The organism is Acidovorax sp. BLS4, from assembly GCF_032929295.1.
Taxonomy (GTDB): Bacteria; Pseudomonadota; Gammaproteobacteria; order Burkholderiales; family Burkholderiaceae_C; genus Paracidovorax.
In genome coordinates this window covers 2,793,918-2,805,645 of sequence record NZ_CP136797.1, presented here as the reverse complement: position 1 = coordinate 2,805,645, position 11,728 = coordinate 2,793,918, and the positions used below count along the sequence as shown (strand labels likewise).

The 11,728-nt window shown below is 70.6% G+C and carries 14 protein-coding genes; 7 read left to right on the top strand and 7 right to left on the bottom strand.

Features of this window, described 5'->3' with window-relative positions; genetic code table 11:
• Positions 1–27 precede the first annotated feature (27 nt).
• Positions 28–375, bottom strand: coding sequence for an HPF/RaiA family ribosome-associated protein (locus R1Z03_RS12985; protein ID WP_272566686.1), 348 nt, complete (start codon positions 373–375; stop codon positions 28–30).
• A gap of 291 nt (positions 376–666) precedes the next feature.
• On the opposite strand from R1Z03_RS12985, the gene R1Z03_RS12980 reads away from it, so the two are divergent.
• The 6 genes from R1Z03_RS12980 to R1Z03_RS12955 all read left to right on the top strand — a co-directional run bounded on the left by R1Z03_RS12980 (position 667) and on the right by R1Z03_RS12955 (position 7,318).
• Positions 667–1,539 carry a gamma-glutamyl-gamma-aminobutyrate hydrolase family protein gene (locus R1Z03_RS12980; RefSeq protein ID WP_272566685.1) on the top strand — a complete coding sequence of 291 codons (873 nt, stop codon included), beginning with the start codon at positions 667–669 and terminating at the stop codon, positions 1,537–1,539.
• Between the two features lie 341 nt (positions 1,540–1,880).
• Positions 1,881–2,441 carry a spore coat protein U domain-containing protein gene (locus R1Z03_RS12975; protein ID WP_317351438.1) on the top strand — a complete coding sequence of 187 codons (561 nt, stop codon included), beginning with the start codon at positions 1,881–1,883 and terminating at the stop codon, positions 2,439–2,441.
• Between the two features lie 45 nt (positions 2,442–2,486).
• Positions 2,487–3,113 carry a spore coat protein U domain-containing protein gene (locus tag R1Z03_RS12970; protein ID WP_317351436.1) on the top strand — a complete coding sequence of 209 codons (627 nt, stop codon included), beginning with the start codon at positions 2,487–2,489 and terminating at the stop codon, positions 3,111–3,113.
• On the top strand, positions 3,107–3,958 hold the full coding sequence (locus R1Z03_RS12965; RefSeq protein WP_317351433.1) for a fimbria/pilus periplasmic chaperone: 852 nt from the start codon (positions 3,107–3,109) through the stop codon (positions 3,956–3,958). Before R1Z03_RS12970 ends, R1Z03_RS12965 begins: the two co-directional genes overlap by 7 nt.
• Positions 3,945–6,317, top strand: a complete 2,373-nt coding sequence (locus R1Z03_RS12960) for a fimbria/pilus outer membrane usher protein (RefSeq protein WP_317351430.1) — start codon at positions 3,945–3,947, stop codon at positions 6,315–6,317. The genes R1Z03_RS12965 and R1Z03_RS12960 overlap by 14 nt, the downstream gene beginning before the upstream one ends.
• Positions 6,314–7,318 carry a spore coat U domain-containing protein gene (locus R1Z03_RS12955; RefSeq protein WP_284431620.1) on the top strand — a complete coding sequence of 335 codons (1,005 nt, stop codon included), beginning with the start codon at positions 6,314–6,316 and terminating at the stop codon, positions 7,316–7,318. Before R1Z03_RS12960 ends, R1Z03_RS12955 begins: the two co-directional genes overlap by 4 nt.
• A gap of 117 nt (positions 7,319–7,435) precedes the next feature.
• Here R1Z03_RS12955 and R1Z03_RS12950 read toward each other — a convergent pair whose 3' ends face one another.
• Positions 7,436–7,906 (bottom strand): peptidylprolyl isomerase, encoded by a 471-nt coding sequence (locus R1Z03_RS12950; protein ID WP_272566680.1) that lies wholly within the window; start codon positions 7,904–7,906, stop codon positions 7,436–7,438.
• 93 nt (positions 7,907–7,999) lie between these two features.
• Between R1Z03_RS12950 and R1Z03_RS12945 the strand changes: the two genes are divergently transcribed.
• A complete protein-coding gene (locus tag R1Z03_RS12945) occupies positions 8,000–8,239 on the top strand; it encodes a hypothetical protein (RefSeq protein WP_317351425.1) in 240 nt (79 codons plus the stop codon).
• On the opposite strand, the gene R1Z03_RS12940 is transcribed toward R1Z03_RS12945, so the two are convergent.
• The 5 genes from R1Z03_RS12940 to R1Z03_RS12920 form a co-directional block, all read right to left on the bottom strand.
• Complete coding sequence (locus R1Z03_RS12940; protein WP_272566678.1) at positions 8,226–8,690, bottom strand: hypothetical protein; 465 nt, start codon at positions 8,688–8,690, stop codon at positions 8,226–8,228. The genes R1Z03_RS12945 and R1Z03_RS12940 overlap by 14 nt on opposite strands.
• 93 nt (positions 8,691–8,783) lie before the next feature.
• Positions 8,784–9,848 (bottom strand): pirin family protein, encoded by a 1,065-nt coding sequence (locus R1Z03_RS12935; RefSeq protein WP_317351422.1) that lies wholly within the window; start codon positions 9,846–9,848, stop codon positions 8,784–8,786.
• A 330-nt stretch (positions 9,849–10,178) separates the two neighbouring features.
• Positions 10,179–10,694 (bottom strand): GyrI-like domain-containing protein, encoded by a 516-nt coding sequence (locus R1Z03_RS12930; protein WP_317351419.1) that lies wholly within the window; start codon positions 10,692–10,694, stop codon positions 10,179–10,181.
• A 24-nt stretch (positions 10,695–10,718) separates the two neighbouring features.
• The gene (locus tag R1Z03_RS12925; RefSeq protein WP_317351417.1) at positions 10,719–11,147 is read right to left on the bottom strand and encodes a VOC family protein; all 429 of its coding nucleotides are present in this window, start codon (positions 11,145–11,147) and stop codon (positions 10,719–10,721) included.
• 135 nt (positions 11,148–11,282) lie between these two features.
• Positions 11,283–11,654 (bottom strand): hypothetical protein, encoded by a 372-nt coding sequence (locus tag R1Z03_RS12920; protein WP_272566674.1) that lies wholly within the window; start codon positions 11,652–11,654, stop codon positions 11,283–11,285.
• Between the last annotated feature and the right edge of the window lie 74 nt (positions 11,655–11,728).

Sequence of the window (11,728 nt, the reverse complement as noted above, 5' to 3'; positions counted from 1 at the left end):
GCCCGCGCAGGCCCGGCCCTGCCGGACTCACTCGGTCGCAGTGCGGATGGTCTCGCGGCCGTGGCGGTCCTTGAGGCGGCCCAGGTCGGTGTCGAGGGCGCGGGCCGCCTTTTCGACCGCGCTGGTGAAGGCATCGGCCAGCTTGTCCGCATCGGCGCTGGCGGCGACGGGCGGGCGGCCCGCCGCGCGGGCTTCCACCACGCAGCGCTTGTCGGCCGCGCCGGACTTGCCGGCATCCACATCGGACAGGAAGACCTCCACGCGGGTCAGGTGGTCGCGAAAGCGTGCAAGCCGGCTGTTGGTCTCGTCATGGATCCACTGGGCCAGCGATTCGCCGCCCTGGATGTAGTCGTCGGTGTGCACCTGTACTTGCATAGCGTTGCTCCTTTTTTCCAATGGCGCCCGGCAGGGGCCGGGCAAGACGAAAGGGCGGGACCGACGCGTGGATACCGCGTTCCGGCCACCACCCGGGGGCATCGTCGCACATCGCAGCGCCGGTGCCATCGCAACGCGCGGCGCCGCCGGGCTGTCGGGCAGGCGCCCACGGCGGGAGCGGCCGGTTCCTACAGCCGGTGCCGGGGGCGGGTGTTACAACGTTCGGATGCCTTTTGCCATGACCTGCGGCGCATCCATTCGCCGCCGATTCTCCTTCGCGGACCGCTGAGCATGTCCACTTCCAAGCGCCTTAAGATCGGCCTGTCCGCCTGCTTCTCCCACGCGGACCCCGCCCGCTCGCTGTTCACCAACAAGACGCTGCAGTACGTGGAGCAGTCGATCGCCCACTGGATCATGTCCGCCGGCGCGATGGTGGTGATGGTGCCCTGCCCCACCGGCGAGACCGCGCGCGGCGACGTCACCCTGGCGCACTACGCGGACTGGCTCGATGGCGTGGTGATGCACGGCGGGTCCGACGTGTGGCCCGGCACCTACGGCGAGGTCCCGCTCAAGGACGCCTGGCTGGGCGACCGCATCCGCGACCTGTACGACCTGGCCGTGGTCGAAGCCTTCGAGCAGGCCGGCAAGCCCATCTTCGGCGTGTGCCGGGGGTTGCAGCTGATCAACGTGGCCTTCGGCGGCACGCTCTACCAGGACATCGAAACCCAGCACCCCGGCGCCCAGCAGCACCGCAATGCGGTGACCTACGACCAGCATTTCCACGAGGTGGAGCTGGTGCCCGGCACCCGGCTGTCGCAGATGTACCCAAGCCAGCAGCGCGTGGTGGTCAACAGCATCCACCACCAGGGCATCAAGAACCTCGCACCGGGCTTCGAGATCGAGGCCTGGAGCCATCCCGACGGCGTGCCGGAGGCGATCCGGCGGCGCCCGCAGCGTGGGCGGGGCTACATCGCCGCCACCCAGTGGCACCCGGAATTCTTCAAGCCCGGCTCGTCGCAGACCATGGACGACGCCCCCATCCTGGAAGACTTCCTGGCGGCCTGTTCGCGCTCCAAAGTGCGTCCGTTGCCGGGCCACAGCCCCTTCCAGATCCGGGATCGTGCCGCTCGACTGCTCCGGCAGGCCCTTTTGCTGCGCCGCTGAGGGGCGCGCGCTACCTCAACCGTAGCTATCAAAAACGATAGCGCCACCGCCAGACGGCACAGCGTTGTGGTGGCTGTTTCGCGTTGCAACAATCAATGCGCGCTTTTCCAGCTAATTGTTACCATTTGTTAGCAACGCGAAAGCCTACCGTGTAAATGTGCAATAACTGTGTCCGGAGACAGTGCAGCTTGGAGAGCTGCAAGACGACGTAGACCACTGTCCCATCGAAATTTTCTTCCTGCAACGAATAGGGGAAAGCGATGCCAACGAGACCGTCAGCCGCAGGCGCCACGCCGCGCGGAACCCACACCGACCCGTCCCCCAGACTGCCGTTGCGCGCGATGCCTGCCGCGGTGGCCTTGTCCTGCCTGGCCCTCGTGGCCGGGCCCGGCACCGCGGCGGCGGACACCCTCACCGGCAACCTGCAGGCGACCATGCGCATCAGCACGGGCTGCGTCATCTCGGGCAGTTCGGGCGGGCAGTCCGGCGTGAGCTTCGGCACGCTGGACTTCGGCACCCAGCCCGCGACGTTCACGGGCACCGTGAGCGCGGCCCCCACGGGCGGCGCCGGCGGGGCGGGCACCACGCAGATCCTGTGCTCGCCAGAGATCACCGTCATCAGCGTGACGGTGGGCGGCGGGCTGCATGCCGGCCAGGGCGCCGGGGTGGGCGTGGGCACGCGGGCGATGAACTCCGCTTCGGCCTACATCCCCTACGAGGTGTACCAGGACGCGAGCCACACCACGCCCTACCCGCTCAACACGCCGGTGGCGAATGTCGCCATTCCCACGGCGGGAGCGGCGTTCAATCTGCCCATCTACGGGCAGGTCAACAAGACTGGCAGCCAGTCGCTGCCCTTCGGCGCCTACACCGACACGCTCGGGGTCACGCTGACGTTCTGACAGCTCGGCGGCCGGCCACGCGCCCGGCCCGCCCGGAGGACACCCATGATGCAAGCCATCGGACGGCATGGTGGGCCCATGCACGCCCTGAAAAGCCCTGTGCTCCTTTTCCGCAGGCCGCACCCCACCCCGGCGCGCGTGCGCCAAGCCGCCTCGGTGGCGGTGCTCGCGGCGTTGCCGGCGTGGGTCGCCGCGCCCGCCGAGGCCGCCACGCCCATCGCCACCACGGCCACGATTCCGGTGAGCGCGACCGTAGCCCGCGGCTGCCAGATCTCGGGCAGCGCGCAGACCACCGGGCTGTCGTTCGGCCTGCTCGACTTCGGCGTGCATTCACCCGTGCGCACCGGCACGCACAGCGTCATGGCCACGGGCGGCTCCGGCACGCAGGCCCAGGTGCTGTGCACGCCAGGCACCACACTGCGGGTGACGGTGGGCAGCGGCCTGCACGCCAGCGGCGCGCAGCGCCGGCTCTCCAACGGCTCGCAGTTCATTCCCTATGCGCTCACGCTGGTCGCGGCCGGCTCGCCGGCCCTGTTGCCCAACGTGGCGGCGGACATGGCGCTGGGCGCCACACCCACGGCGCTGCCCATCCAGGCCACCGCGACGTTCCCGGGCTCCGGGCTCAGCGCCGGCACCTACACCGACACCGTGCAGGTGACCCTGTCGTGGTGACGCTGCACCGTTTCCTCGCGCTCGCCCTGGCCCTGATCTGCCTCTGCGGCATCGGCCCGGCGGCCGCACCGGCGCATGCGGCCACGCCGATCATGATCTGGCCCGTGGACCCGGTCATTACCGGCCCGCAGCGCGCGGTGGCGCTGTGGCTGGAAAACCGCGGCGCCGAGCCCGTGTCGATGCAGGTGCGGGTGTTCCAGTGGCGCCAGGCCGACGGGCAGGACCGCTTCGAGGCGCAGCGCGAGGTGGTGGCCAGCCCGCCCATCAGCCAGATTCCACCGGGCCAGCGCCAGATGGTGCGCCTGCTGTCCACACAGCCGGTGCCGGCGCGCACCGAGCAGGCCTACCGCGTGCTGGTGGACGAACTGCCCGCCGCCACACCCCCGACGCCCCCGGACCCGCCCGCACCAACACCTCCCTCGGCCGGCGCATCGCGCACGCCCCAGGCGCTGCCCAGCGACGCGGCGGTGGCCGTGCGCCTGCAGATCCGCTATGCGATCCCGCTCTTCGTCTACGGGCCGGACACGCTGCCGCAGCGTCTGGCCGACACCCGGTCGCTGGTCGATGGCACCACCGTCATCACCCCCGAACTGTCGTGGGCCCTCACGGGCGCTGGCCGCACCGGCCAGGTCGTGGTGCACAACCATGGCGCGTCGCACGCGCGCATCACTTCCGTCGCCTGGGCGCGCGGCGGCAGCCGTGCGGCGCCGCCCAAGGACGTGCTGAACTACGTGCTGCCCCATGGCCAGATGCCGCTGGACCTGGCGCCGCCGCCCTCACCCGACCACGACCTGATGGTGACGGTCAACGGGCGCGAAGCCCAGCTGCCCCGTGCATCGCAATGAACCGCGCCCCTCTCCGCTGCGCACCCGCATCGCCCGGTGGGGGGTGCTGGCGGCATGCCTGCCGCGCCTGCTCAGCGCCAGCGACTATCCGGTGCCGGACGCGCATGCTGGCGCCCCGGTCACGCTGTTCCTGGAGATCGTGGTCAACGGAAGGACCACCGGCGAGGTCGTCAAGGTGCAGCACAGCGGCCCCCATTACGAGATCGACGCGGAAACGCTGCGCGAGCTGCACGTGCAGACCCCCGAGCCGGATGGCGCTCCCGTGGCGGTGGACACCCTGCCCGGCGTCTCGGCCCAGTACGACAGCCTGGGCCAGCGCCTGCTGCTGCAAGTGCCGCCAGAATGGCTGCCGATGCAGGACCTGGCCGACCACAGCCGCACGCAGCTGCCGCTGGGCGGAGGCAGCGGCGTGCTGTTCAACTACGACGCCTACGCCATGACCACGCAGGGCCGCACCACCTCGTCGGTCTGGTCCGAGGCCCGGTACTTCGGCGAGCCCGGCGTGGTGTCCAGCACCGGCATCCTGCGCCGCGGCGCCACCGGCATGTCGACCGGCTACGTGCGCTACGACACGCAGTGGACCCGGCCCGAGACGCAGGAGGCCACGCAGACCGTGTACGGCGACGTCATCACCGGCTCGCTGCCGTGGAGCACGCCGGTGCGCATGGGCGGCGTGCAGTGGTCGCGCAACTTCAGCATCCGGCCCGACCTGGTGACCTATCCGCTGCCCGCCTTCTCGGGCCAGGCGGCCGTGCCCTCGGCGGTGGACGTGTTCATCAACGGCTTTCGCGCGGCCAACCGGGCCGTCGCGCCGGGCCCGTTCACGCTGGGCGAGCTGCCCACGGTGAACGGCTCGGGCACGGCCTCGGTGGTGACCACCGACGCGCTCGGGCGGCAGGTGCTGACCTCGGTGCCGTTCTACGTCAACACGCAGCTGCTGCGCCCGGGCTGGACCGACTACTCGCTGTCGCTGGGGGCGCTGCGGCGCGCCTACGGCTTTCGCAGCCTGTCCTACGGCCGGCCCCTGGCCTCGGGCGTGTACCGCCAGGGCATCACCGAAGCGTTCACCCTCGAAACCCAGGCGCAGGCGGGCCGCGGGCTCGGCGTGGCCGGCGCGGGCGGGCTGCTGCGGCTGGGCCTGCTGGGGGTCGCCAATGCCTCCGTCACGCGGGGGCAGGCGCAGCGCGACCGCGGCGGCTGGCAGCTCGGCCTGGGCTACCAGTTCCAGAGCACGGGCGGCGGCATCTCCCTGCAGCAGCTGCAGCGCACGCCCGGCTACGGCGATGCCAGCACCTATGCCGACGACGGCTTTCAGCTGCCGCGCCGCACGCGGCAGCTCGATGCCAGCCTGAACGTGGCGCGCGGCTCGTTCAGCGTGGGCTGGGTGGACCTGCAAAGCCGCGAGGGCCAGCGCAGCCGGCTGGCCTACGCCGGCTACAGCGCGCCGCTCGGGGACCGCAGCTACCTGTCGTTCACCGCCGGCCGCACGCTGGAGACGGGCCAGACGCAGATGCGCCTGCAGCTCACCTACGTGCTCGGGCCCCAGTCGAGCGCGCAGACCGCCGTGGCCCGCTACGGCGACGGCACCACGCAGGCCCAGGCCAGCCTGCAGCGCACCGTGCCATCGGACGGCGGCTTCGGCTGGAACCTGGGCCACACCGTGGGCGGCCAGGCGAACCGCTACAGCCAGGCCTCGGCGCTCTACCGCGGCGACACCATGACGGTGCAGGGCGGCGCCTACGGCATGGCCGGCCACGGCACGCGCTTTGCGGGCGCGGCCGGATCGATCGGGCTGATGGACGGCTATGCCTTCGCCTCCAACCGCATCAGCGACGGCTTCGCGCTGGTGTCCACGGACGGCATGGCGGACGTGCCGGTGCTCTTCAACCACCAGCGGGTGGGCCGCACCAACGCCCGCGGCTACCTGCTCGTGCCGGAGGTGCCGGCCTACTACGAAGGCCGCTACGAGATCGACCCGCTTTCGCTGCCGGCGGACGTGCACACCCCCAGCCTGGAAAAGCGCGTGGCGGTGGCGCGCGGCACCGGCACCCTGGTGCGGCTGCCGGTGATGCGCGTGCGCACCGCCACCATCACGCTGGTGGACGGCCGGGGCGCGCCGCTGCCAGCCGGCACCGCCGTGGTCCACGAGCAGGGCAACGTGCCCACGGTGGTGGGCTGGGACGGCGTGGTGTACCTCACCGCGCTGCAGGCCCGCAACACGCTGGTGGCCCGCCTGCCGGACGGAGCCGTGTGCCGCGGCGCATTCAGCGAACAGGCCTACGCCGGCACGCGCGACCTGCGCGTGGTGTGCCGCACGGGCGACGCGCCGGCCGACGCCGGCCCGGAGATGCAATCGTGAGCCCGTCCGGCCGCCGGCCCTCTCCCTTCGCCGGGCCGGGGCAGGCCGTGCGCAGCCTGCTCACCCTGGCAACCCTCGCCGCCGGCGCACCGGCGTTCGCCGCCGTCTGCACCTATGCGGAAACCGGCGCCTCGCTGGGCGCCGCGTCTTCCTTCGCCGTGCGCGACGGCAGCCTGACCACGCCAGGCAGCTTCTCCATCACCTGCGGCTCCGGGCTGCTGTCGCTGCTGTCCACCGACAGCGTGCTGCGGGCCACGCTCACCAGCGACAACGGCTTTTTGCTGCGCAACATCAGCGACAGCACCAAGGCCATCGGCTACCAGGCGGGCAACGGCAGCGGGCTCACCTATTCGTCGGGCCTGCTGGTGATCAACGCCACCGGGGCCAACATCCTCACCCTGCTGCCCAACCGCAAGGCCACCGTGCCGGTGCAGATCGCCACGCTGAACGCCAACGTCCCGGCCGGCACCTACCGCGACACCCTGCGGCTGGCCTGGACCTACAACCTGTGCGACGGCGCGGGCCTGCTCGCCACCTGCCTGGGCACGGTGTACGCCGGCACGGCCACGCGCACCGTGACGGTGGAACTGCAGGTGAACAACGACTGCCTCATCACGCCCGGGGCCATCAACTTCGGCAGCGCCGCGCTGCCCACGGGCTTCGGCGAGGCCGCGTCGCAGGTGGCGATGGTGTGCACCAGCGGCATGGTCTACACCGTCGGCCTGGGGCCGGGCAGCAACCCGAGCGGCGGGCGGCGCCAGATGGCCAACGGCAGCAACCGGCTGGCCTACGACATCTTCTTCGGCGCGGGCACCACGCCCTGGGGCACGACCGTCGGCTCCCGCGTGTCCAGCAGCCAGGCCACGTCCGGCCCGGCGGGCGGCATCGCCAACGGCACGGGGTCGCACGTGTTTCCGTACCGCGCCCGCGTGTATCCCGACCAGGCCGCGCCGGTGGAGGGCACCTACCTGGACAACGTGGTGGTGGACGTGCAGTTCTGAGCCGCACCACCCATCCAGCCCGTCCGTCCCGAAAATCCAGCCGAACAGGCCGCCAGCGCAATCAACACTAGGGCATTTAGCTATATTTTTAATAGCAAATGCCCATGAACGCCCCGATCAATGGTGGTGGCCGTGCCCGCCGTGCACATGGCGGTGCACCACTTCTTCCGGCGAAGCCGGCCGCACCTCGGTCACCTTGCAGGAAAAGCGCAGCGCCTGGCCGGCCAGCGGGTGGTTGCCGTCCAGGTGCACCTCGGGGCCCTTGATCTTGACCACGTTGAACACGTGCTCGCGCCCGTCGTTGCCCGCGCCGCGCAGCTGGCCGCCCACCTTCACGCCGGGCGGGAACTCGCTCTTGGGGATGGTGCGCACCAGGCTTTCGTCACGCTCGCCGAAGGCCTCGGCCGCGGTCAGGTCCAGCGTGGTGGCAAAGCCCGTGGCCTGGCCGTCCAGCACGGCCTCCACCTTCGGAAAAATGCCGTCGTAGCCGCCGTGCAGGTACGCCATGTGGCCGGAATCGAGCGGCTTGCCCTGCGGCGTGGTGACCTTGTAGCTCAAGGTGACGGCGGTGTCTTTGGAGATGTTCATGGAGGGAGGGTCCGGACAGGTCGGTGAATCGGTCGAAGCCGGGCGGCGTGCGCCCGGCGGTGCAGGCCTGCATTGTCGAGCAACGCGCGCGCCATGGGTGCCCGCAGCCAGATCACCCGGAAAACGGCCTCGCAGCAGTTCCCCGATTCCACGAACGGCTACTTTTTCTGCCTGAACTTCGGTTTTCCCACCCTGCTGACAAGCAACGCCACGACGACGACGACCATGACCAAAAATGCGTACTGGCCCAGAAACTGGAAAGCGCCCCAAGCGAGCACCGCCAACACGATGCAAAGCAGCAGGAATAGAAGGCTATTCATCACGCATAGCTGAAATTGGACGGAGCGATTTTGGCTTGCATTCCAAAGCGTGCCCGGCCCGGATGATTTTTCTGAATGACCTGGGGGTTGTTGGCATAGAAGGCTGCCAGCCCATCGAACTCCAGTTTGTTCTGGCGAGCCATCACGAAAAGATCGGACATGCGTGATCCACAGCCGAGTGAGCGCCCCGCAGCCACCGCGATGCTGCCGATGGCCGCTCCGGTGTACGCGGAGGCTCCGATGGAGGCAGCCACCGCCAGCTTTTCCAGACCCACAGTGGCGCCGACCAGTTCAGCCATCGTGGCGCCTTTGCCCAACGTGGCCAGGGTCCCCACCATCGTCGAGGCCGTGCTGAGGGCCGTGTTGTAGGTATCAAACAGCGTGGACGGCACGGGCAAGCCCAAATCCTGCATGTTCTCGTTGAAGTATTTTTTGAAATCGCCTGCGGCGTAGCACTGCCCCATCCATCGACTCCGGTAGTGAGGGAGCACAGATGCTAAATCGGGCCTCTCCATCCCACGGCAATAACCATTTGCACACAAAAAATGACAGTCCGATCACCCGGCCGATGGCAATCCCACATCCACCGGCGCGGGCACGTCCGGCGCCGCGCCCGGCCGCTGCGCGAACCGGCCCAGGGTCGGCCCGTGCACCGGCGCCGCATCGCCCCAGGGCCAGCCGCCGAAGCCGGTGCGGCGGTAGTCGGCCAGGGCCTCGGCGATCTCCTGCTGCGTGTTCATCACGAAGGGGCCGTACTGCACCACCGGCTCGGCCAGGGGCCGGCCCTGCAGCAGCAGGAATTCGGCGTCGGCCGTGCCGCCGTTGTGCAGTGCCACCGCCTCGCCCGCGCGCAACTCCAGCGCGGCGTGGTCCACCGGGCGGCCCGCCAGCGTGACGCCGCCGCCGGCAAAGAAGTACAGCATGCGCCGGGTGCCCTCGCCGGTGGCGGCGGGCAGCGTGAAGCGCGCGCCGGGCTCCAGGCGCAGCGTCCAGATGGCCACGTCGGCATCGGCCTGCGCGGCCCACGATCCCGGCGGGGGCGCCAGGGGCGCGGCCTCGCCCAGCCGGCCAGCCACCACGGCCACGTGGGTGGCGCCGCCGCCGTCCGTGCCGGGGTCCACCACGCGCGGAATGTCACCGGACCAGAACATGGTGAAGTGCGGATCGACCCGCTTGGAACGCGCCGGCAGGTTGAGCCAGATCTGGAACAGCTCCAGCGGGTTGGGCCCGGTGCGGTCCAGCAGCGGGAACATCTCGGAATGCACCACGCCGTCGCCGGCGGTGAGCCACTGCACGTCGCCCTGGCCGAAGCGGGCGGCGGCGCCCAGCGAATCGGCATGGTCGATGAGGCCCTTGCGCACGATGGTCACCGTCTCGAACCCGCGGTGGGGGTGCGGCGGGAACCCGGGCACCACGTCGCCGTGGTACATGCTCCAGCCGTCCCGGCGCGAGAAGTCCTGCCCGATCTGCCGGCCGTCCAGCGGCGCATCGGGCCCCAGTTCGGCATTGCCGGGCGGGTAGGCGTCGTCGTGGTGGGCGCAGAACAGGAACGGGTCCACCGTGGGCCACAGCGGGCCCAGGGGCTGGGTGTTCAGGATGGGGGTGTCGGCAACGGCTGGCATGGAAAGCTCCTGGGTGGCGCCGCGCGCGGCCCCGGCGCCCGGCATGCACGGTGGGGTGCGGCCAGCGTGGCGCGGGCCATGCGGCGGCATGGTCTGTCACTGCACATGGGGGCGGCCGGCGGCGCTGCAACGCGGGCGCGGCAGGACGGACTGGTGCGGGGATGGAACAGTGGCCCGCGCGCGGATCATGCCGCAGGGACGGGACGGGTCCGCACTGCCATGCCATTCCAAGCCTGCATTTCAAGGAAAAACCAGTCCATGCCGGCGATTTGCATGCCCGCATTGCTATCGATTCAATAGCAATCCGCCCCAACGCAGCTGGCAGGCCGCTCAATCCTGCAGCGGCTGGTTCAGCTCCGTGCGCCAGGCGGTGGGGTCCGAGCCGGTCTCGGGCCCGGTCAGGTAGCACTCCCACAGCTCGCCCGTGGGCGTGAGGCCCTCGCCCTCGATCCATTGCAGGAACTCGCCCCAGGCGCCGGCCAGGTCTTCATAGCGCCCGCGGTGCACGGTGCGGGCCACGCGCATGGCGGGCCACTCGCCGGGCTGCATGCGGCCGTGCGGGCCGATGGGCGTGGCCAGGGGCACGCTGATCTCGAAGTCGAAGGTGTCCGTGGGCCGGCGCCGGTGGTGGGTGTACCAGGGGCCGGCGGGCGAGGCGCCCTGGGCGGCGACGGCGTCCATGAGGTCGCGCACGCCCTGGCCCATGACGTGCTGGATCTCCTCGCGGGTGCAGGTGACGTGGATGAACGCCGTGGGGCGGGCGGGCAGGTCGGCGATGTGGGGCGTGTCGATCATGGGCTGAGCGGGCGCGGGGGCCGTGGTGGTCAATCGGAGGGGCGATGGCACGCGTTCGGCATCAGGGCAGGCCGGTCAGGCAGCGGGCGTGCACACCACCATCCACGGCACCCCGAACCGGTCGGCCACCATGCCGAACGCGGGCGAGAAGAAGGTGGGCGACAGCGGCATCTGCACCTGGCCGCCCTCGGACAGCGCGGCGAACAGGCGCCGGGCCTCGGCCTCGTCGGCCGGGTTGAGCGACAGCGACATGCCCTGGAACACGGGCTGCCCTCCGTTCATGCCGTCAGAGGCCATGAGCGTGGTCTCGCCGATGCGGAACGCGGCGTGCATGACCTTGTCGCCCGGCGGCGGGGCCGCGCCCGCGCAACCGGACGCATCGGTCGGGGCGGGACTGTCCGAAAAGCGCATCAGCGCGGTGACCTCCGCGCCCAGAGCCGTGCGGTAGAACGCCAGCGCTTCTTCGCACCGGCCGTCGAAAAACAGGTAGGGTTCCACTTTCATGCGTCGTCTCCTGGCGGCCCGCGCCGGGGCCGGGTGCGGCGCCCATCACGATTGTGAACACCGTTCACAAACCATAGCCGGCCTGCCGGACAGCGTCCACCGGGGATTCCCGGACCCGGGGCGCAGGGCCATCGGTCAGATATCGGCGGCGATGGCCGGCTCGCCATGGCCGAGCGCATCCAGGCTGATCTGGATCTGCGGCACGTCGCTCAGGTCCGGGCTGCGGCCATCGGACAGGTCTTCGAGCGCGGTGAACTGCCCGTCCAGGTACAGGAAGGTGACGGTGCCGGCGATGTCCGCCAGCGCGTCCTCGGGGCTGGGAAACCCGTCTCGCGCCACCTGGTCGCCGCCATCCAGCGCATAGCCGTAGCGGCCCTGGGCCTCGGTCAGCCCGCCCAGGTCGATGAGCTTGTCGCGCACGTTGCTGGCGTACACGCGGCCGCCGGCCGCATAGAGCGTGAAGGTCTGCGCGGCGCGCGCGGCCTGGGAGAGCGAGGAAGCGGTCATGGACTCATCCTTTCAGTTCCAACGAAACGGGGGCCACCCGGGACTTGCGCACAGGCCCCTGCGGTGCGTGGCGC

What these genes read in the sequence shown, in the direction of transcription:
- R1Z03_RS12985 (WP_272566686.1), bottom strand. Translation starts at nt 375, where the DNA reads ATGCAAGTACAGGTGCACACCGACGACTACATCCAGGGCGGCGAATCG.
- R1Z03_RS12980 (WP_272566685.1), top strand. Translation starts at nt 667, where the DNA reads ATGTCCACTTCCAAGCGCCTTAAGATCGGCCTGTCCGCCTGCTTCTCC.
- R1Z03_RS12975 (WP_317351438.1), top strand. Translation starts at nt 1,881, where the DNA reads ATGCCTGCCGCGGTGGCCTTGTCCTGCCTGGCCCTCGTGGCCGGGCCC.
- R1Z03_RS12970 (WP_317351436.1), top strand. Translation starts at nt 2,487, where the DNA reads ATGATGCAAGCCATCGGACGGCATGGTGGGCCCATGCACGCCCTGAAA.
- R1Z03_RS12950 (WP_272566680.1), bottom strand. Translation starts at nt 7,906, where the DNA reads ATGAACATCTCCAAAGACACCGCCGTCACCTTGAGCTACAAGGTCACC.
- R1Z03_RS12945 (WP_317351425.1), top strand. Translation starts at nt 8,000, where the DNA reads ATGGGTGCCCGCAGCCAGATCACCCGGAAAACGGCCTCGCAGCAGTTC.
- R1Z03_RS12940 (WP_272566678.1), bottom strand. Translation starts at nt 8,690, where the DNA reads ATGGGGCAGTGCTACGCCGCAGGCGATTTCAAAAAATACTTCAACGAG.
- R1Z03_RS12935 (WP_317351422.1), bottom strand. Translation starts at nt 9,848, where the DNA reads ATGCCAGCCGTTGCCGACACCCCCATCCTGAACACCCAGCCCCTGGGC.
- R1Z03_RS12925 (WP_317351417.1), bottom strand. Translation starts at nt 11,147, where the DNA reads ATGAAAGTGGAACCCTACCTGTTTTTCGACGGCCGGTGCGAAGAAGCG.
- R1Z03_RS12920 (WP_272566674.1), bottom strand. Translation starts at nt 11,654, where the DNA reads ATGACCGCTTCCTCGCTCTCCCAGGCCGCGCGCGCCGCGCAGACCTTC.